The 21,184-nt window shown below is 37.9% G+C and carries 16 protein-coding genes; all 16 read left to right on the plus strand.

What is annotated here, in order from left to right; translation table 11 throughout:
* Positions 1-140: 140 nt before the first annotated feature.
* The 16 genes from typA (at position 141) to pnp (ending at position 21,145) form a co-directional block, all read left to right on the plus strand.
* Positions 141-1,976, plus strand: a complete 1,836-nt coding sequence (gene typA, locus ACE025_RS09685; protein ID WP_485940089.1) for a translational GTPase TypA — start codon at positions 141-143, stop codon at positions 1,974-1,976.
* Between the two features lie 240 nt (positions 1,977-2,216).
* The gene (locus ACE025_RS09690) at positions 2,217-3,407 is read left to right on the plus strand and encodes an FtsW/RodA/SpoVE family cell cycle protein (protein WP_485939477.1); all 1,191 of its coding nucleotides are present in this window, start codon (positions 2,217-2,219) and stop codon (positions 3,405-3,407) included.
* A 45-nt stretch (positions 3,408-3,452) separates the two neighbouring features.
* Complete coding sequence (locus ACE025_RS09695) at positions 3,453-6,884, plus strand: pyruvate carboxylase (protein ID WP_485939478.1); 3,432 nt, start codon at positions 3,453-3,455, stop codon at positions 6,882-6,884.
* A gap of 22 nt (positions 6,885-6,906) precedes the next feature.
* Positions 6,907-8,127, plus strand: coding sequence for a CAP-associated domain-containing protein (locus ACE025_RS09700; RefSeq protein ID WP_485939479.1), 1,221 nt, complete (start codon positions 6,907-6,909; stop codon positions 8,125-8,127).
* Positions 8,128-8,199: 72 nt separating this feature from the next.
* Positions 8,200-8,505 (plus strand): YlbG family protein, encoded by a 306-nt coding sequence (locus ACE025_RS09705; RefSeq protein WP_485939480.1) that lies wholly within the window; start codon positions 8,200-8,202, stop codon positions 8,503-8,505.
* A gap of 87 nt (positions 8,506-8,592) precedes the next feature.
* Positions 8,593-9,168 (plus strand): 16S rRNA (guanine(966)-N(2))-methyltransferase RsmD, encoded by a 576-nt coding sequence (gene rsmD / locus ACE025_RS09710; protein ID WP_485939481.1) that lies wholly within the window; start codon positions 8,593-8,595, stop codon positions 9,166-9,168.
* The gene (gene coaD, locus ACE025_RS09715; protein ID WP_485939482.1) at positions 9,161-9,649 is read left to right on the plus strand and encodes a pantetheine-phosphate adenylyltransferase; all 489 of its coding nucleotides are present in this window, start codon (positions 9,161-9,163) and stop codon (positions 9,647-9,649) included. Before rsmD ends, coaD begins: the two co-directional genes overlap by 8 nt.
* A gap of 32 nt (positions 9,650-9,681) precedes the next feature.
* Complete coding sequence (locus ACE025_RS09720) at positions 9,682-10,722, plus strand: SepM family pheromone-processing serine protease (protein WP_485939483.1); 1,041 nt, start codon at positions 9,682-9,684, stop codon at positions 10,720-10,722.
* 251 nt (positions 10,723-10,973) lie between these two features.
* On the plus strand, positions 10,974-11,552 hold the full coding sequence (locus ACE025_RS09725; protein WP_485939484.1) for a helix-hairpin-helix domain-containing protein: 579 nt from the start codon (positions 10,974-10,976) through the stop codon (positions 11,550-11,552).
* Between the two features lie 103 nt (positions 11,553-11,655).
* Complete coding sequence (locus tag ACE025_RS09730; RefSeq protein ID WP_485940091.1) at positions 11,656-12,162, plus strand: ComE operon protein 2; 507 nt, start codon at positions 11,656-11,658, stop codon at positions 12,160-12,162.
* On the plus strand, positions 12,163-14,529 hold the full coding sequence (locus ACE025_RS09735; RefSeq protein WP_485939485.1) for a DNA internalization-related competence protein ComEC/Rec2: 2,367 nt from the start codon (positions 12,163-12,165) through the stop codon (positions 14,527-14,529).
* A gap of 63 nt (positions 14,530-14,592) precedes the next feature.
* Positions 14,593-15,639, plus strand: a complete 1,047-nt coding sequence (gene holA, locus ACE025_RS09740) for a DNA polymerase III subunit delta (protein WP_485939486.1) — start codon at positions 14,593-14,595, stop codon at positions 15,637-15,639.
* Between the two features lie 150 nt (positions 15,640-15,789).
* Positions 15,790-16,044: a 30S ribosomal protein S20 gene (gene rpsT / locus ACE025_RS09745; protein WP_485939487.1), complete on the plus strand. Its 255-nt coding sequence runs from the start codon at positions 15,790-15,792 to the stop codon at positions 16,042-16,044.
* Between the two features lie 291 nt (positions 16,045-16,335).
* Positions 16,336-18,321 (plus strand): excinuclease ABC subunit UvrB, encoded by a 1,986-nt coding sequence (gene uvrB, locus ACE025_RS09750; RefSeq protein ID WP_485939488.1) that lies wholly within the window; start codon positions 16,336-16,338, stop codon positions 18,319-18,321.
* A gap of 172 nt (positions 18,322-18,493) precedes the next feature.
* Positions 18,494-18,763 (plus strand): 30S ribosomal protein S15, encoded by a 270-nt coding sequence (gene rpsO, locus ACE025_RS09755; protein WP_092481136.1) that lies wholly within the window; start codon positions 18,494-18,496, stop codon positions 18,761-18,763.
* 240 nt (positions 18,764-19,003) lie between these two features.
* Complete coding sequence (gene pnp / locus ACE025_RS09760; protein ID WP_485939489.1) at positions 19,004-21,145, plus strand: polyribonucleotide nucleotidyltransferase; 2,142 nt, start codon at positions 19,004-19,006, stop codon at positions 21,143-21,145.
* Positions 21,146-21,184 lie beyond the last annotated feature (39 nt).

Raw genomic sequence — 21,184 nt, forward strand, 5'->3', positions numbered from 1 at the left:
ATTGGAAATAGTGAGAAATAAGTAATATACGGAGACATCCGTTAGCAAGAATAGTTTAGCTTTTTATGTATTTTGCTCCGATAAAGCAGAGCAGAATGGATCAAATGATTTCAGAAGAAGTCTTGGAGGAATATATACTAATGAATAGAAGAGAAAACCTAAGAAATGTCGCAATTATTGCCCACGTTGACCACGGTAAAACAACTTTGGTAGATGAATTGCTGAAACAATCAGATACATTGGATGCTCATAATCAATTAGCAGAACGTGCAATGGACTCAAATGCTATTGAGCAAGAACGTGGAATCACAATTTTAGCTAAAAATACAGCCGTTAAATACAAAGATACTCATATTAATATTATGGATACACCAGGACATGCCGACTTTGGTGGAGAAGTAGAACGTATTATGAAAATGGTTGACGGAGTTGTTTTGGTTGTTGATTCATATGAAGGAACAATGCCTCAAACACGTTTTGTATTGAAAAAAGCGTTGGAACAAAAATTAACTCCAATCGTTGTTATCAATAAAATCGACAAACCATCTGCACGTCCTGCAGAAGTTGTAGATGAAGTATTGGAATTGTTTATCGAATTGGGAGCAGATGACGATCAATTAGAATTCCCAGTTGTTTATGCTTCTGCATTAAATGGAACAAGTAGTTTATCAGATGATCCAAGTGAACAAGAAGCTTCTATGGATCCTGTTTTTGAAACAATCTTGAAAGAAATACCAGCACCAGTCGATAACAGTGAAGAGCCTTTACAATTCCAAGTTTCATTATTAGATTATAGTGATTACGTTGGTAGAATTGGTATTGGACGTGTCTTCCGTGGAACGATCAAAGTTGGGGACCAAGTTGCTTTGAGTAAGTTAGACGGTACGACTAAAAACTTCCGTGTAACTAAATTATTAGGATTCTTTGGTTTAAACCGTGTTGAGATCGATGAAGCTAAAGCTGGAGATTTGATTGCCGTATCAGGTATGGAAGATATCTTTGTTGGGGAGACAGTTACTCCTATTGACCACATTGATCCATTACCTATCTTGCACATTGACGAACCAACATTACAAATGACATTTTTAACAAATAACTCACCTTTTGCAGGTCGTGAAGGTAAATGGGTAACTTCTCGTAAAATAGAAGACCGTTTACTATCTGAATTGCATACTGACGTTTCTTTACGCGTAGAAAACACAGAATCTCCTGATGCTTGGATCGTTTCTGGCCGTGGAGAATTACATTTGTCTATCTTAGTAGAAAACATGCGTCGTGAAGGTTATGAGTTGCAAGTTTCTCGTCCTGAAGTTATCGTTAAAGACTTTGATGGTGTTAAATGTGAACCATTTGAACGTGTTCAAATCGACACTCCTGAAGAATACATGGGTTCTATCATTGAATCACTAAGCTTGCGTAAAGGTGAAATGATCGACATGGTAAACAATGGTAATGGACAAGTAAAACTTGTATTCTTAGCTCCAGCTCGTGGATTGATTGGATACTCAACTGAGTTCTTATCAATGACTCGTGGTTACGGAATCATGAATCATACTTTCGATCAATACTTGCCAGTTATCAAAGGTACGATCGGCGGACGTCGTAATGGTACTTTAGTTTCTACTGAAACTGGAAAAGCTACGACTTATGGTATTATGGGTGTTGAAGATCGTGGAACGATTTTTGTAGAGCCAGGTACTGAAATTTATGAAGGTATGATCGTTGGACAAAATAGCCGTGATAGTGATATCACTGTTAACATTACAAAAGAAAAACAAAAAACAAATATTCGTTCAGCGAATAAAGACCAAACAAACGTAATCAAAACGCCTCGTAAATTGACTTTAGAAGAATCATTAGAGTTTATCGGGGAAGATGAGTACTGTGAAATCACTCCAGTTAGCGTACGTTTGCGTAAACAAATCCTGAACAAAGGTGAACGTGAAAAAGCTGCTAAAAAGAACAAAATGAAATAAGAAGTTAACTCTTATTGAAAAAGTGCGGAGCCAACTGGTCCGCACTTTTTTTGTATAATGAGAAAAAAAGGTATTAACCTAAGTGTCTTATTGTTGCCAGCCCTTTTTGTTGTTATAATGTTTTTATTGGTGAATTTAGACAGCAGCAGTTTTGAACTGTCTAGAATGTATCAAAACTTACAATAAAAAACAAAAATGTAGATATCAGAAGAGGAGGCTAAGGCTAATTTAGCCGCTCAAATGAAAAAAATAAATTATCTGGATTATTATATCCTCATTCCCTATATATTATTAACCAGTATAGGTGTGTTAATGGTCTATAGTGCAAGCAGTTTTGTAGCGCTTCAAACTATGGACAACCCACAATACTATTTTATTCGGCAAGCACTATTTGCTACAGTGGGACTACTGGGAGGATTTATCATTTTCATGCTTCGGTTAGAAGTTTTGAAGTATAAAAAATTTGTTAGTAGTGCAATAGGCATCATCGTGGTGCTGCTGATTTATCTGCTCTTCTTTGGAAAAGAGATAAACGGAGCTAAAGGATGGATCAGTTTGGGGTCTCTTGGGGGGCTTCAACCAGCCGAGTTTGCAAAAATTGTCGTAATTTGGTATTTTGCCTTTATCTTTTCCAAAAGACAAGATCGACTTGTTCAAGATTTACGAGAAACAGTCAATGCTTTTTTAGCCCCATTGTTATTGTTTATCATGATGATTGTTCTTCCTGTCATTTTGCAGCCCGATATTGGTGGAGCTGTCATTATCTTAGCTATTGGAGTAGTAATGGTGTTGACCAGCGGAATTTCTTATAAATTCGGGATTGGTTTAGGGGTTATTGGGAGCGCGGTGATTTTTGGTGTCATGGAACTGATTCGAGCTTTTGGAACAAAACTCCCTTTCGTTGAAGGATATCAATATGATCGCTTTTTAGCATTTTGGGATCCTTTTGCTGTATCGGAATCTACTGGTCTGCAATTAGTGAATTCCTATTATGCTTTGAATAGAGGCGGATTATTTGGAGTCGGAATAGGGGAGAGTGTACAAAAAACAGGTTATTTGCCTGAGCCGTATACAGATTTCATCATGTCAATTTTAGGTGAAGAGTTAGGTCTGTCAGGTGTTTTAGTCGTCTTGCTCCTTTCCGCATTTTTAATCGTGAGAGTTTACTATGTTGGGATAAAAACGAAGGATCCGTTTGGTTCATTATTGTGTATTGGAGTGGCTACTATGATGTTGATCCAATCCGCAATCAATTTAGGCGGAATATTAGGATTGATGCCAATTACTGGAGTGACCTATCCATTTATCAGTTATGGGGGATCTAGTATATTAGTGTTATCTGCATCTATAGGAATTGTCTTAAATGTCAGTGCCACTATGAAAAGAAGAGAAGAAAAGAAACAACCTGCACAAAAGAATGCAAGAAAATAAGAAATACTCATATTATAAATCAGTAAATATCTAAGGAGAGATGACATGAAAAAAGTCCTAGTCGCTAACAGAGGAGAAATTGCTATTCGTATTTTCAGAGCATTGACTGAATTGGACATTCAAACAGTTGGAATCTATGCTCAAGAAGACGAAGGATCTGTGCACCGTTTCAAGGCAGATGAAGCTTATTTAGTAGGAAAAGGAAAGAAACCTATTGAAGCTTACTTAGATATTGAAGATATTATTCGTATTGCAAAAGATACAGGTTCGCAAGCTATTCATCCTGGTTATGGTTTTCTATCTGAAAATATCGACTTCGCGCGTCGTTGCGAAGAAGAAAATATTATTTTTATTGGACCAAAATTGCATCATTTAGATATATTTGGAGATAAAATCAAAGCAAAACAAGCAGCATTAGAAGCCGGTCTGCAAACGATCCCTGGGACAGACGGTCCTGTTGAACAGTTAGAAGAAGTAAAAGCTTTCGGGGACAAATATGGCTATCCGATCATTATAAAAGCAGCACTTGGAGGCGGTGGACGCGGAATGCGTGTAGTTCACGATCCTAGTGAGGTAGAAGAAAGTTTCAACCGAGCGCAGAGTGAAGCTAAAGCAGCCTTTGGTAGTGGAGAAGTTTATGTAGAACGTTACATACAAGATCCAAAACACATTGAAGTTCAGATTTTAGGAGATAAAAACGGCAATATTGTTCATTTATACGAGCGTGACTGTTCTGTTCAAAGAAGACATCAGAAAGTTGTTGAAGTGGCGCCGTGCGTATCAATTTCAGAAGATTTAAGAAAGGAATTGTGCCAATCTGCTGTCGATTTAATGACTCATGTTCAGTATGAAAATGCCGGAACAGTAGAATTTTTATTGGAAAAAGATCAATTTTATTTTATCGAAGTCAATCCTCGGGTCCAAGTAGAGCATACGATCTCTGAAATGATCACAGGAATCGATATTGTACAATCTCAAATTATGATTGCACAAGGATTGGATCTGCATAAAGATATTCATATTCCGAAACAATTGGACATCCCATTGATTGGTGCGGCAATTCAATGCCGAATTACGACGGAAGATCCATTGAATAACTTTTTCCCAGATACTGGAAAAATCAATACGTATCGTTCTCCAGGTGGTTTTGGTATTCGTTTAGACTCAGGGAACGGATTCCAAGGTACTGTAGTTACACCATTCTTTGACTCATTGTTGGTAAAAGCTTGTGTTCAAGCTAGTACATTTGAGCAAGCGGCTCAAAAAATGATTCGGGCATTAAAAGAGTTCCGTATCCGTGGAGTAAAAACCAATATTCCATTTATGCAAAATGTTGTTGCGCATGAAGAATTCCTTTCTGGAAATGCTAAAACGACTTTTATTGATTCGACTCCGGAATTGTACCAATTTTCTAAATTGCGCGACCGTGGGAATAAAACGATGGCCTATATTGGAAATATCACAGTCAATGGTTTTCCAGGAATCGGCCATGGTCAAAAAGCATTTTACGATGAGCCGCGCAAACCTCAACAACTGATTTTGCCAAGTGAATCGATTGTTAGTGCGAAACAAATCTTAGATACAAAAGGACCTGAAGCTGTCAGTTCTTGGTTGAAACAGCAGACAGCTGTGCAGTTGACAGATACAACTTTTAGAGATGCGCATCAAAGTTTATTGGCTACTCGATTGCGTACCCAAGACTTTATGGGCATAGCTGCAGATACTCAAAAAGGTTTGCCGCAATTGTTTTCAACAGAAATGTGGGGCGGAGCAACCTTTGATGTGGCCTACCGTTTCTTGAATGAAGATCCTTGGGAACGCCTGAAAAAACTGCGTAAGGAAATGCCTAATGTCTTGTTCCAAATGTTATTTAGAGGATCTAATGCAGTAGGGTATCAAAATTATCCGGATAATGCTATCGAAGCCTTTATCCGACAAGCTGCTGTGGATGGGATCGATGTGTTCCGTATCTTTGACAGTCTGAACTGGATTCCGCAGATGGAAAGAAGTATTCAATCTGTAAGAGATAATGGAAAGATAGCTGAAGGAACCATTTGTTATACTGGAGATATCTTAGATTCTGCTCAGACAAAATATACGCTTAACTATTACAAAGAAATGGCGACTGAGCTGCAAAAGTTAGGTTCGCACATTATCGGAATAAAAGATATGTCAGGTATCCTTAAACCTCAGGCGGCTTATAAATTGATCAGTGAATTGAAAGAAACGATTGATTTGCCGATTCACCTGCACACACATGACACAAGCGGCAACGGGATCTTCACCTATGCTGAAGCTATCCGTGCCGGTGTAGATGTCGTGGATGTGGCAACAAGTGCGATGAGCAGTCGTACAAGCCAACCAAGCTTGAGCAGTTTGTATTATGCAACGCAGTCGAGTGAAAGACGTCCGCAAATCAATATTGATAATGCAGAACAAATCGATCACTATTGGCAAGATGTACGCAGATATTATAAAGAATTCGAGATGAATGTGACCGGTCCGCAAACAGAAGTTTACCAACACGAAATGCCGGGTGGTCAATATACGAACTTGCAACAGCAAGCGATGGCTGTTGGACTAGGTAACCAATGGGATGACGTTAAAAAAATGTATGCTGCAGTCAACCAACTATTTGGAGATATCGTTAAAGTAACACCTTCTTCTAAAGTAGTGGGAGATATGGCTTTATTCATGATCCAAAATAAATTGACCAGCGAAGATATTTTTGAAAAAGGTATGCAAATCGACTTTCCAGACTCCGTAATCAATTTTTTTATGGGGAATTTAGGACAGCCGACTGGCGGTTTTCCAGAGAAATTGCAACAGATTATCCTTAAAGGCAGAAAGCCGTTTACTCAAAGACCTGGAACATTGGCAGAAGATGTCGATTTTGATAGTACAAAAAAAGAATTGCAAGAAAAAATCGACAGAGAGCCTACTGAACAAGAGGTATTGAGCTATATTATGTATCCTCAAGTCTTTTTAGATTATGATCAATCGTATAATCATTACGGAGACGTGACTTTACTCGACACGATGACGTTCTTCCATGGTATGCGTACTGGGGAGACGATCGAAGTTCAAATCGAAAAAGGAAAAACATTGATCATCAAGTTGAACCAAATCGGAGAACCGAACTCAGAAGGAATCAGAGTGGTTTATTTTGAATTAAATGGTCAAGGGCGAGAAATAGAAGTGAAAGATTTGAGTATCACAAGTACAAAAGCTTTACGCAGAAAAGCAGAACCTACAAACAAACACCATATCGGCGCAACAATGTCTGGATCTGTTTTAGATATTTCAGTCAAAAAAGGCGATCGCGTAGTCAAGGGACAATCATTGATTACGACAGAAGCGATGAAGATGGAAACCACCATCAAAGCGACCGCAAATGGTGTGATCGATCAAATTTATGTTCAAGTCGGCGACGTGATCGATTCAGGAGATTTATTGATCGAAACAATCGTAAAATAAAATAAAGAGGAGGGAAAGAATAATGAGAACATTCAGGAAAACGCTAGTATTATTTGTAGTTTTTCTAATGGGAACTTATTTCTTCCCTCTCTTTTTTGATTGGGATAAAAAAGAGCCCATTCTTTTGCCTGAAGAAACCAGCAGTAATGAAGAGAGTGAATCTTCTACATTACCACAGTCTTCCGCAGATCAGTCTATGATACCTGCTGTTGGTTTTGCAAATTACGTTGGTTTAGCTGTCGATGATTTTTTAGTAGAGTACGGAGAGCCTGTGAATGTAGAAAAATTGTCTGATATGAGTGAGATTTGGATCTATGGTACTGACAGCGCAGACTATTTACAAGTAATCGTAGAAAATTATGTCGTCACAGAAGTATTGGTACTTGGAACGTCTGTAGAAATTCCGCCATTTGAAATGGGGATGGAGCAAGAAGGAATGTACCCGCTCGCTTCATTTCATCCCAAGTTCATTGTTCCTTTTGAAAATCAGTCAATACAAATCAATCTGAATGAAAATGAGCTGAACAATCGCCCTTTGATTGCGTTTGATAATCAAACATATGCTATAATCACCATGGACAGTCAGACGAATACGGTCATTGGTATTCAATATATGACAAATGAAAAGCTGCTTTCTTCAGGATTATATGACCTTGCTCCTTTTTCTTCTGTAGTACAAGAACCAGTAAAACTATTAAATCCTGCTGCTTTGGAAAAAGTGAGAACACAACAGACGATTCGATACATCAACATCATGCGAGAAAAGATGGGATTGATTCCGTTAGAAGAAAGTTTGATATTGGAAGCTGTAGGGAATGATTTATTTGAATTTCATCAATCATCTAAAGAGCAAAATCCGCAAACAGAAACTGAATCATATGAAGAATCTAGCGAAGATGCATTGATCATTAGTGATGAGGCTGCTGTAGAAGAAGTGGATGAGAGTGAAGCTGGTGAGAGCAATAACCAAGAAACACGAACAGAAGATACAATAGAAGCTTTTGAGGCTTTAAATGAAACTACTATTCAGTCATTTTTAGAAGAAGAATCTATTGATCTGGATAAAGTAAGGTTATTGTATCAGATTGCACCGACAGATCCATCAGTTTATGCTTTACAATGGTTTACGTTGGCCGAGTATCGCGACATTCTTATGGATGACTCAATGAGACGCATCGGAATCACTTATCAAGGTGATGAACTGTTAGTAATATTGGATGACGGTTTTGAAATTAGTTTGTAGATAGACCATTTGACAGGTATAATATAATGAAGAAAAAGATAGAAGGCAATGCTGATAGTCAGGAGGAACATTATGGAGTTAGTAGTAAACGAAAGACAAGGCATGATCGTCTGGGTATATAGTTTGAAACATATGAAAACATTAAAAAAACAAGGTTTGATCCACTATGTTTCTAAACGTATGAAATACGTAGTCTTGTACGTAAATCGTTCAGAAGCAGATGCCCTTGAAAAAAAATTGAACAGTTTCCATTTCGTTCGTAAAGTTGAACGTTCATATCGAACAGATATCAATATGAATTTTGAACATGTGTTAGAAGAAATCACGCAAAAACCTGAAGATGCATGTCATGAAAATGAATGGAACGAAATTGGATAAATCGAACCATTAAAGTAAAGGAATATGCTGTATCATGGCTGTTCCTTTATTTTGTGAATAAAACACTGAAGGAAGGACAGATAGCTTATGCGAGTCATTACAGGAGAATACGGTGGCAGAAGGCTAAAAGCTGTACCTGGAGAAAGTACCAGACCTACGACAGATAAAATCAAAGAGTCCTTATTTAATATGATAGGTCCTTACTTTGATGGTGGGACTTGTTTAGATCTTTTTGCTGGGTCTGGTGGCTTAGCTATCGAGGCGGTTTCTAGAGGGATGGATAAAGCTGTTTTAATCGATAAAGCTCCAGCAGCGATAAAAGTCATTAGAGAAAATATAGCCGTTACAAAAGAAGAAGAAAAGTTTACAGTCATACGCGGAGATGCGGCAAAAGTGATCAGGAATTTAAAAAATGAGCAACAAGTCTTTGACTTGGTTTTTCTCGATCCACCGTATGCAAAACAAAAAATCGTTTCTCAAATTGAAGAGTTGCTAAATAACGGGATGCTTTCGTCAGAAGCATTGATCGTATGTGAAGTCGATAAAAAAGTTGATTTACCTGAGACGATAAAAAATGCACGTGTGTATAAGTCAGCTGAATACGGCATTACAAAAATTATGATTTATGAGCTGATTTTTGAAGAGGAGGGCGAGAATGAGTAAAACTGCCTTATATGCTGGAAGTTTTGATCCAGTTTCAAATGGACACATCAATTTGATTCAGCGAGGAGCTGCTTTATTTGATCAGTTAGTAGTAGTGGTTGCTACAAATACCTCTAAGAAAAGTTTGTTTACTACAGAAGAAAAAGTACAACTGATGCAAGAAAACTTGACTGATTTGCCCAATGTCACTGTTGTTGAACATACAGGAGGACTTACGATCGATTTGGCGAAAGAATTGAATGCAACGATTCTCTTAAGGGGAATACGAAATGTGAACGATTTTGAATATGAAGCCGATGTTGCAGCTATGAATAAAACTCAGAATAAAGAAATAGAAACGGTTTTTTTAACTGCTGATGAACAGTATCGCTTTGTCAGTTCAAGTTTGATAAAAGAAGTAGCTATGTTTGGTGGAGACATTGCCGGTTTAGTTCCTGAGAATGTCAACCGAGCAATGAAGAAAAAATATGAAATAGAGTAGTTTGGTAAATAACTAGTACAGGGCGTGTCGCGATGAAAAAGAAAATAATTAAAAATAGTGTTTGGATAATCGTATTAGTAGCTTTTCTAGGATTAGTGTTTATGCCGTTACCATATTATATCGAATCTCCTGGATCAGCAGTTCATTTGAATGAGTTGGTTCGAGTAGACAATGAAACTGATCATGAGCCGGGCAGTTATATGTTGACAACAGTAGCCGTTCGCAGAGCAACGCCATTGACTTATTTAACTACCTTTTTACCTTTTCATGATGGATACACGGAAGAAGAGTTGTTCGGAACAACAAATTCTTCAGAGGAATATAACAATCTACAGCAATTTTATATGACAAGTTCGATCAATAGTGCAATCCAAGCGGCATTTGAAGTTGCAGATGAACCCTATGATTTTTCGTATAAAGGGGTTTATGTCATGTCGATTTTGGAAAATTCCAATTTTGAAGGACTGCTTCAAGTAGGCGATACGATTGTGTCTTTAGATGGTCAAGCTTTCAAGAGTTCAGAAGAATTCATTGAATATGTACAAGAACAAAAAACAGGGCAGCCGGTTGAGGTTACTTTTCAACGTAATGGGATAGAAGAGACTGTTACAGCTGATTTGATGGAAATGGAAGAAACTAAACACCCTGGACTGGGGATCAGTTTAGTGGACAATACAGAAATCACAACAGATATTCCTGTTGAAATCGACGCCAGCGGAATTGGAGGACCTTCAGCCGGGTTTATGTTTGCCTTGCAGATCTATACTCAACTTGAAGGAAATGACCTAAGAAACGGGAATGAGATTGCTGGGACAGGAACAATCAGTGCTGATGGAACGATCGGCAGAATCGGCGGTATTGAAAAGAAAGTTGTTGCAGCTGACGACGAAGGAGCTGATATATTCTTTGCTCCAGATGATGAGATCGATCCTGTGATTTTAGAAAATTATCCAGACTTAAAGAGCAATTATGAAGAAGCAGTCGCCGCTGCAGAAGAAATCGATACAGATATGGTTATTGTACCAGTCAAGAATATTCAAGATGCGATCGATTATTTAAGTGAGTTGGATTAAATAAAAAAGAGTAAATGGGATTCTTTCCATTTGCTCTTTTTTTATGTTCAGCCTATCTAATTTAGTTTGTACGAGAAGTTTTTTGGAAGAGAATCTCTTTGGATTGCGTATAGTGTAGAAAGAGATGAAAGCAGGTGATAAAGGTGTGGCAAAGACTGAAAGAAAAGGCAGCGATTCATTCATTGAAAATTGGTCTCATCAGTGTGTCATTAGGAATTGTGCTGATAATATCTTCGTTTTTTCTTTTAACAATGAGTAACAGCGAAACAGATGCAGAAGACCTGGTAGATGAAACGACAGAACAATACTTGCTGGACTCAACAGCTATAGAGGAGGGAACAGAAAGCGAAAGCAATGAAGTGGCCAGCTCTTTAACAGAAGAAGTGTATGTGGACATAAAAGGAGCAGTGAGAAAACCAGGAGTATATGCCGTATCTTCCGATATGCGCATGATGGATGTGATTGAAATGGCAGAAGGTTTTTTGATTTCTGCAGATCAGTCACAAATTAATCTGGCATTGAAACTAGTTGATCAGATGGTGATTTATGTCCCTCAAATAGGTGAAGAAGCAAAATCTTCAACTGAGGGAACTTTATCATCTTTAGAGCCAGAAACTGAGGAACAAGAAAGCCAAATCAATATCAATACTGCAGATACTCAGCAATTGCAGGAGTTGAACGGTATCGGAGAAAAGAAAGCAGAAAAGATCATTCAATATCGTGAAGAAAGTGGTTCTTTCCAAACAATTGAAGAATTAAAAAATGTTTCAGGTATTGGGGACAAGACTTTTGAAACTTTGAAAGACTTGATAACAGTAGGGGCAGAGTAAGAATACTGTAAAGTCTTATTGCAACTCATTTTCAGCTTTTGTATACTGAAGTTAATTACCTGGTTAGATACCGCAAAAAATAGAACAACGGAGGATCGTTATGGTGGAAAGAATTCCTTGGAATCAGTATTTTATGTCTCAAAGTTTATTGTTGGCCCAACGAAGTACATGTACTCGTTTAATGGTTGGCGCGACAATTGTTAGAGAAAAAAGAATCATCGCAGGTGGATACAATGGCTCAGTGAGCGGAGACAGTCACTGTATCGACGAAGGATGTTACATAGTGGATGGACATTGTGTTAGAACTATTCATGCCGAAATGAATGCCATTCTCCAATGTGCGAAGTTTGGTGTGGATACAGAAGATGCGGAAGTTTATGTGACGCATTTTCCTTGTCTGCAATGCACTAAAATGATCATTCAAGCAGGGATCAAAAAAATCTATTATCTAGAGGATTATCATAATAATGAGTATGCATTAAAGTTGATTGAACAAGCCCATGTTCAATGCGAAAAGGTACGTTTGCCAATTGATTTTTTTGGAAAGTTGGACACTCTTGTCAAAGAACAATCCAAAATAAATCAAACTGAACATGATTTTCATCAATAGTTGAAAGGATACTTTGTTTATCCTGCTTTGTTTTCTTTCTTCCTCGTATGCACCTTATTGACCGGAGGAAATTGGTTAGCTATTGGAATAACAGGTTACTTTTTATTGCGTCTGTATATGCTGAAAAAGAAAACAATTTTTTTCACTTCATTGATTATTGGAGGATGTGTAATATTTTCAGCAGGCGTACATCAATATATGAATCAAACCATCCTTTTTGAATCTTCAGAAGAATTCTTGATTGAACTGGAAATGGATGAGGTGAAATATGATGGGAATCAAATGCAGTTTTACGGAGTAGTGCAAGAAACAGTTGAGCAAAAGGAACTTTCAGAACCAATAGTAGTATTCTATTACATGGATTCTTTAGCAGAAAAAGACTGGTGGCAGTCTCAACACCATGAACAGAAACTGGTCATTGAAGGACAGTTGTCTCCTCCTGAAAACAATCGGAATCAATATCTGTTTGATTACAAACAATTTCTATTCAATAAGCGTGTACATTGGATTTTATCAGCTGATAAAATAGAAATGATCCCAAGCAATGAGGGCACCACGTTTTGGGATAACTATTCTTTATCTGCTGTAAAACAGCGTTTGATTGAGCATATAGATCGAACGATGACACCTAAAACGGCTGATTATATGAAGACGCTTCTGTTAGGTGATGTTGGTGCTTTTGAAACGGAGCTGTTGGAACAATTTAAAGATCTGGGATTGCTTCATTTATTAAGTATATCTGGACTACATATCCAGTTCTTGTTTTCGATTTTTTCGTATCTATTATTGAGAGCAGGCATAACCAAAGAATTCAGTTATTTCATATTAGTGCCTGTTCTTTTCTTTTATGGCAGTCTGATTGGTTGGGGAACGAGTTCGTTTAGAGCGGTAGTAGCGAGTTTTATTGCATTGAGTGCTGCACGATTCGGTATCCGGATTTCTACCCTCGATATATGGTCGATGACATTGATTGCAGCATTGTTGATAGAACCTTATCAAATCAGCAGTGTAGGTTTCCAACTGAGTTATGGATTGAGCTTGCTGCTGGTGTTGTTTTCTAAAACTTTTTTGGTTTCTCGGCACAACTATTTGACGCAAAATTTGCTGATCTCATTTGTGATGACCGCCGCTTCAACGCCGATCCTGATGTTCCATTTTTTCGAATTTCCTTGGATCGGAACGATTGCTAATCTCTTATTCATTCCCTTCTTTTCGTGGATATTGATTCCGTTAATGATCTATCTAGTACTTTCTTTTCTATTTTCAGGTACTATCTTTTTTGAACTGCTTCTCAAAATCTTAGAGACGATACTGTCTTTTCCTGAATGGATTGCTTCAGGACTCTCAAAAGTTCCTTTTAATCTTATAGTAACTGGAAGGATTCCGCTTTTTTTAATGAGCGTTTTTTGTACAGCGTTGATTCTTTGGTTCGTCTCCTTAGAAACCAAGAAACATCGAAAGAAAGCGGCGATAGGGACACTTATTGTCTTCGTAACAGCTGTACAATATCAAACCTATTCTCCATTTGGCGAAGTAGTAATGATAGACGTTGGTCAGGGTGATGCTCTTTTGATCAAAGAACCTTTTGGCCAAGGCAACTACTTGATCGATACAGGAGGAATGATTTCGTTCGGCATAGAAGAATCGTGGATGCAAAAAGAATCTCCTTCAACAGTCGCTAATCGACATGTTTTACCATTGTTGAAAGCTAAAGGAGTCAGGAAGCTGACGACTGTTTTTGCGACACACGGCGACGCAGATCACATCCAAGCATTGAAAGAAATTGCGGAGGAATTGCCGATTGAAGAAGTAGTTTTTCCAACAGGCACAGAAAACAAAGATCTTTTTCGTGAAACAGCTCAAGTTTTACAGAAACAATCCGTCACGTTGACTAGTGTGGTGGCCGATAAGCAAATTCCTGTTAAAGTAAATTCATTTTTGTATGTATTGTGGCCATTTGAAGCCGGTGAAGGAGGAAATGAAGATTCGCTGGTGTTGTATGGTCAGATTGGAGCTTACAAATGGTTATTTACTGGTGACTTAGGTGTAGAAGAAGAGCAGAAGCTGCTGGTCGAATATCCTAATTTGAAGGTCGACGTGCTGAAAGTGGGGCATCATGGGAGCCATACCTCTACTAGTGAAAGCATTATTCAACAGATTGATCCTGAGGTTGCGTTGATCTCTGTTAAAAAAGCGAATCAATTTGGACATCCGCATAAGGAAGTGATTGATTTGCTGGAGAGAGAACATCTCCAGATTTTTCGTACTGATTTGAATGGAGCTGTCCATTACAAGTATTTTCCTTTTGGACCAAGTAAACGCGCTATAGATTTCCAAACGATTTTATTAAAAGAGAAAATATTCTGAACGGCAACCAAAATATACTTGCTTTCTAGGGATTCAATTTGTACGATTAAGAGGATATAGAAAGTGGGGAAGAAGTTGAACTATACAACTGAACTAGCAAAGATCAATAAAAAAGAATTTTCTTCTGTGTATGTGATATTAGGAACTGAAGCTTATTTAGCAGATAATTTGAGAAAAGCTTTTATAGACAATGTGCTTTCTCCTGACGAAATGGATCTCAATTTTAGTTCATTTGATATGGAAGAAACTCCATTAAGTACAGTATTGAATGATGCAGAAAGTATTCCTTTTTTTGGCGACAGACGATTGGCGTTTGTGAATCGACCAGCCTTTTTGACGGGAGAAAAAACCAAACAAAAAGTGGAACATGATATCGACGGTTTGATCAATTATTTGGATCATCCGTCTCCATCAACAGTACTAGTCTTTTTTGCACCATACGAAAAGTTGGATCAGCGTAAAAAAATCGTGAAAAAAATGAAAAAAGTAGCTACGTTTATCGATATAGAGGCAATGTCTGAACAAGATACTAGAAAATATCTAAAAGACACCATCGCCAATGAAGGATACACGATCACTCCAGAGGCTTTTGATTTGATGATTCAATTAACTGACGCCAATTTGACAACGGCCATTGGAGAGTTGCCTAAATTGTTTTTATATGCACTCGAAACTAAAAAAATTCTTAAACCGGCAGTAGAAGAATTGATATCAAGGTCATTAGAACAAAATATATTTGCCTTGAATGAAATGGTCTTAAAAAAACAGGTGGGTCCAGCATTGGATCTGTATCAAGATTTATTATTGCAAAAGGAAGATCCAATAAAAATAAATGCTATAATGACCAGTCAATTCCGTTTGTTGATCCAAGTCATGATTTTATCCAAACAAGGATTCCAGCAAAATGAAATAGGACAAACACTTAAAGTCCATCCTTACCGGGTAAAATTAGCTGCTCAGCAAATCAAAAAGTATGATGAACAAACGTTGATGCAAGCTTTTGAAGGATTAATAGAAGCAGAATATCGATTGAAAACAGGTCAAGGAGATCGAAAAATGCAATTTGAATTGTTTGTTTTGCAGTTTGGGCAAGGAATGAAGAGCCGGTAGGACAGTTTTGGAAAGAAACTTCCCTCCTATCAAGTAAAAAAACTTTACAGTTTAATATTGCATTCAGCAGTTTCATCCGGTATAATAAACGATGTTGAAATAATTTTACAATTATTTTAGTTGTTATACATGGAAAGAGGGGTGTACTAAATGCCAAACATCGAATCAGCAATTAAACGTGTTCGTACTACTGAAAAATCAGCAGTTCAAAACAATAATAAAAAAAGCTCAATGCGTACTGCTGTGAAAAAATTTGAACAAGCAGCTGCAGCTGGAGACAGCAATGCAAACGCTTTGTACAACAATGCAGTTAAAGCAATTGATATGGCTGCATCTAAAGGATTAATTCACAAAAACAAAGCAGCTCGCGATAAATCTCGTTTATCAGCTAAATTAGCTAAATAATCCACTAAATCGGGTCTGGTCGTCCAGGCTCTTTTTTGTTGTTTAAAAAGCGAGATTGCACGCTGTTTATAGTCTAATAAAAACTTTTACGATCAGACTGTTCTGATCGTAAAAGTTTTTTTGATGTAAAGTGAAGAGGGAAATAGTGTTATTCTCTAAAGTTTCGTTTTTGTGAATATCTAGATTACTTCCTTTTAGGATCCGTGCTCTCTTGCTTGTAAGAACATATGTTCAGTGATAGAATAAAAAGAGAACTTTGGTTTGCGAGTTATGCAGAAGTGAGGAGATTATATGGCAGAAAGACAATTTGAATTGGTATCCAAGTATCAACCTGGTGGAGATCAGCCTGAAGCGATCAGACAATTGGTCGAAGGACTTAACGGAGGTGTCAAAGAACAGACATTGCTTGGTGCGACAGGTACAGGTAAAACATTTACTGTATCTAATGTTATTCAAGAAGTAAACAGACCAACTTTGGTTATTGCCCATAATAAGACGTTAGCTGGTCAATTATATAGTGAATTCAAAGAATTTTTTCCAAATAATGCAGTAGAATATTTTGTTAGTTATTACGATTATTATCAACCTGAAGCGTATGTACCTCAAACCGATACGTTTATCGAAAAAGAAGCCAGTGTCAATGACGAGATCGATAAATTGCGTCACTCTGCTACAAGCTCTTTGATTGAGAGGAGAGACGTGATCGTAGTGGCTTCAGTATCGTGTATTTATGGATTAGTCAACCCGCTAGACTACAAAGAATTTGTTTTGTCTTTGAGAGTTGGAATGGAGATCAGTCGAGACGATATGTTGCGTAAATTGATCGATATGCAATTTGAACGAAATGACATCGACTTTCAACGGGGACGTTTCCGTGTTCGCGGAGATATTGTAGAAATTTTCTTAGCTTCTAGAGATAGTGAAGCAGTAAGAATCGAATTTTTTGGAGATGAAATCGAGCGTATCAGAGAAGTAGATGTGCTGACTGGTGAGGTCAAAGCAGATGTAGGATTCGTAGCAGTTTTCCCGGCGACTCACTTTGTGGCGAATGATGAACAGACTCGTCATGCGGTAAATACTATCCAAGCCGAATTGGATGTAAGACTAAAAGAATTAAGAGCAGAAAATAAATTATTAGAAGCTCAACGCTTGGAACAACGAACGAATTATGATATTGAAATGTTGTTGGAAATGGGATATTGCCCTGGTATTGAGAACTATTCCAGACATATGGATGGAAGAAAACCTGGAGAAGCACCCTATACATTGTTAGACTTCTTTCCAGATGATTCTTTATTTGTCGTTGACGAGTCACACATTACGATGTCGCAGATTCGTGGAATGTACAATGGTGACCAAGCGAGAAAGCAACAACTGATCGATCACGGTTTCCGCTTGCCTAGTGCTTTAGATAACAGACCATTACGATTAGAAGAATTCGAGAAACATGTGAACCAGATCATGTATATCTCGGCTACTCCAGGACCTTACGAGTTGGAGCGGACAGACGGTGTTGTAGAACAAATCATTCGTCCGACCGGGTTGTTGGATCCTGTGATTGAAATCCACCCGATCGAAGGACAAATCGATGACTTGATCGGTGAAATAAATGAACGTATTGAAAAGAACGAACGTGTTTTCATCACAACGCTGACGAAGAAAATGTCCGAAGATTTATCAGACTATTTAAAAGAGATCGGCTTAAAAGTAGAGTACTTGCACAGTGATATAAAAACGCTGGAAAGAACGGAAATCATTCGTAATCTGCGTTTAGGTGTATTCGATGTCCTGATCGGTATCAACTTACTGAGAGAAGGGCTGGATGTTCCAGAGGTATCTTTAGTAGCAATCTTAGATGCTGACAAAGAAGGTTTCTTAAGAAGTGAGCGTTCGTTGGTTCAAACGATCGGGAGAGCAGCTCGTAATGAAAATGGAAAAGTTATATTGTATGCAGATAAGATAACAGATTCTATGCGCTATGCAATCGACGAAACGGATCGAAGACGTTCGATTCAAATGAAATATAATGAAGAACATGGAGTCGTGCCGAAAACGATCATAAAAGAAGTGCGTGACTTGATTTCAATCACAACTGCAGTTGAAGAAGAGAAAGAAATATCTGTAGCACAGATTTCTAAACTAAGTAGAGAAGACAGAATCAGTTTGATTGAAACAATGGAGCTGGAAATGAGAACTGCTGCTAAAGAATTAGACTTTGAAAAAGCTGCTAATTTAAGAGATGCAATTTTAGAGATCAGAGCAGAATACAACATTTGACAGTCATCTGATATTTCAAATGAAATAACAGGATGAACAACATTAGTACTTGCATTTTAGAATAAAGTTCTGTAATATTTAGATGTGCGATAAGCACGTACCTTTTACTTGGTTGTACGAGTCACCAACGACTACTCAGTGAAAGGAAAAAAACAGGAAGAGGTGTTTAGAAATGGCTATTTCTAAAGAACGCAAAAACGAAATCATCACACAATACGCAAGACACGAAGGAGATACTGGTTCTCCAGAAGTACAAATTGCTGTATTGACTGAAGAAATCAACCACTTAAATGAGCATGCACGTACTCACAAAAAAGACCACCATTCTTACCGTGGATTGATGAAAAAAATCGGTCACCGTCGTAACTTGTTAGCATACTTGCGTAACAAAGATGTTGCTCGTTACCGTGAATTAATCCAAAGCTTAGGCTTACGTCGTTAAGATCCGTTTGTCTATTTACTAAAGCGGGGTTCTTAGGAATCTCGCTTGTTTTATTGAGAAAGTGGATCGGCCGATAAGTCTATTCATTTCAAAAGCAATAACTATTTTTAATACACACAGAGAACGTTGAAGTATCCGTTATCCTACTATGCAAATGTGAGCGTTTAAACTTTAAATACTGACATTTGTTTAGTAGATTGCTGGGATATCAATAGTTCTCTATAAAAAGGAGAACAAATAATGACAGAAAAACAAGTTTTTACAACCGAACTTGGTGGACGCCCTTTAACAGTTGAAATAGGACAGTTAGCCAAACAAGCAAATGGAGCAGTATTGGTTCGTTATGGAGACACAGTTGTTTTAACAGCTGCTGTTGCTAGTAAAGATGCAATGGACGTAGATTTCTTTCCATTAACAGTAAACTACGAGGAAAAAATGTATGCAGTAGGTAAAATTCCAGGAGGATTCATTAAACGTGAAGGCCGTCCTAGCGAAAATGCTACATTGACAGCTCGTTTGATCGACCGCCCGATCCGCCCTATGTTTGCTGACGGTTTCCGTAATGAAGTTCAAATCACCAATACCGTTATGTCTGTTGAACAAGACTGTTCTCCAGAAATGGCAGCTATGCTTGGTTCGTCTTTGGCTTTAGTTGTTTCTGACATTCCATTTAATGGCCCTATTGCCGGAGTGAATGTAGGACGTGTGAATGGTGAATTGATCATCAATCCAACGGTTCAACAAGATGAAGAATCTGATATTCAATTAACAGTAGCTGGAACAAAAGCAGCTATCAATATGGTTGAAAGTGGTGCTGCAGAAGTATCTGAAGAAGGTATGCTGGAAGCATTGATGTTCGGTCATGAAGAAATCAAGAAATTAGTAGCTTTCCAAGAAGAAATCCAAGCAGCTATTGGAAAAGAAAAAATGGAAGTCTTGTTATTAGAAGTAGATGCAGATGTACAAGAAGAAGTACAAGCAGCTTATAAAGAAAAAATGGTAAATGCTATCCAAATTTTCGACAAACAAGAACGTGCTGAGCAGACAGAAGCAGTGAAAAAAGAAGCTATAGCTTTCTTTGAAGCTAAATACGCTGATCATGCTGAAGCAGCTCGTATCAAAAAAGAAGTGAAAAAAATTGTTGAAGATCTTGAAAAAGACGAAGTACGCCGTTTGATCACTGAAGATAAAATTCGTCCAGATGGTCGTAAGATCGATGAGATTCGTCCATTAGCTTCAGAAACAGGTGTTTTACCAAGAGCTCATGGTTCTGGTTTGTTTACACGTGGACAAACACAAGCTTTGTCTATTGCAACTTTAGCACCTCTAGGAGAACATCAAATTATTGATGGTTTAGGGATTGAAGAAAGCAAACGATTTATTCATCATTACAATTTCCCGCAATACTCAGTTGGTAGCACTGGCCGCGGCCGCGCACCAGGCAGACGTGAAATTGGACATGGTGCTTTAGGTGAACGAGCTATGGCTCAAGTCATCCCTAATGAGAAAGATTTTCCTTACATGATCCGTGTAGTTTCAGAAGTTTTAGAATCAAACGGTTCTTCTTCTCAAGCAAGTATCTGTGCAGGAATCTTGGCATTGATGGATGCTGGTGTACCTATCAAAGCTCCAGTTGCAGGTATTGCAATGGGATTAGTCAGCGATGGAAGCAATCATACTGTCTTAACAGATATCCAAGGATTGGAAGACCACTTAGGCGATATGGACTTTAAAGTTGCTGGGACAGCTGAAGGAATCACGGCGTTGCAAATGGATATCAAGATCCAAGGAATCACTCAAGAAATTTTAACGGAAGCATTGACTCAAGCCAAAAAAGCCCGTCTGGAAATTTTAGATGAATTAGTATCTACTATTTCTGAACCGCGCAAAGAGTTGAGCAAATACGCTCCGAAAATCGAAATGATGCAAATTAAACCAGAAAAAATCAAAGTCGTTATTGGACGCGGTGGAGACCAAATCAATGCTATTATTGAAGAAACTGGCGTTAAAATCGACATTGACCAAGATGGTAAAGTCAGCATAGCTTCAGATAACGCTGAAATGATTCAACGTGCAAAAGAAATCATCGAAGAGTTGACTAAAGAAATCGAAATTGGTCAAATCTATGATGGTACTGTAAAACGTGTAGAAAAATTTGGTGCTTTTGTTGAGATCGCAAAAGGAAAAGACGGATTGGTGCATATTTCTCAATTAGATACTAAACGTGTTGCTCAAGTAGAAGACGTTGTAAAAGTTGGGGACGCTCTTAAAGTTAAAGTTATTGAAATCGATCGCCAAGGTCGTATCAACCTTTCTCATAAAGTATTGATGGAAGAACAACAAGAAAACTCTAATGAAACAGAAACAACATCTAATCAATAATAGGATAAAGTCTTACTGGATTTTTCAGTAAGGCTTTTT

This window comes from Desemzia sp. AGC72 (assembly GCF_057334175.1).

Coding starts and splice junctions, on each gene's coding strand:
- rpsT (WP_485939487.1), top strand. CDS start 15,790: ATGCCAAACATCGAATCAGCAATTAAACGTGTTCGTACTACTGAAAAA.
- uvrB (WP_485939488.1), top strand. CDS start 16,336: ATGGCAGAAAGACAATTTGAATTGGTATCCAAGTATCAACCTGGTGGA.
- ACE025_RS09700 (WP_485939479.1), top strand. CDS start 6,907: ATGAGAACATTCAGGAAAACGCTAGTATTATTTGTAGTTTTTCTAATG.
- ACE025_RS09720 (WP_485939483.1), top strand. CDS start 9,682: ATGAAAAAGAAAATAATTAAAAATAGTGTTTGGATAATCGTATTAGTA.
- rsmD (WP_485939481.1), top strand. CDS start 8,593: ATGCGAGTCATTACAGGAGAATACGGTGGCAGAAGGCTAAAAGCTGTA.
- typA (WP_485940089.1), top strand. CDS start 141: ATGAATAGAAGAGAAAACCTAAGAAATGTCGCAATTATTGCCCACGTT.
- coaD (WP_485939482.1), top strand. CDS start 9,161: ATGAGTAAAACTGCCTTATATGCTGGAAGTTTTGATCCAGTTTCAAAT.
- ACE025_RS09705 (WP_485939480.1), top strand. CDS start 8,200: ATGGAGTTAGTAGTAAACGAAAGACAAGGCATGATCGTCTGGGTATAT.
- ACE025_RS09725 (WP_485939484.1), top strand. CDS start 10,974: ATGAGTAACAGCGAAACAGATGCAGAAGACCTGGTAGATGAAACGACA.
- pnp (WP_485939489.1), top strand. CDS start 19,004: ATGACAGAAAAACAAGTTTTTACAACCGAACTTGGTGGACGCCCTTTA.
- ACE025_RS09690 (WP_485939477.1), top strand. CDS start 2,217: ATGAAAAAAATAAATTATCTGGATTATTATATCCTCATTCCCTATATA.
- ACE025_RS09695 (WP_485939478.1), top strand. CDS start 3,453: ATGAAAAAAGTCCTAGTCGCTAACAGAGGAGAAATTGCTATTCGTATT.
- rpsO (WP_092481136.1), top strand. CDS start 18,494: ATGGCTATTTCTAAAGAACGCAAAAACGAAATCATCACACAATACGCA.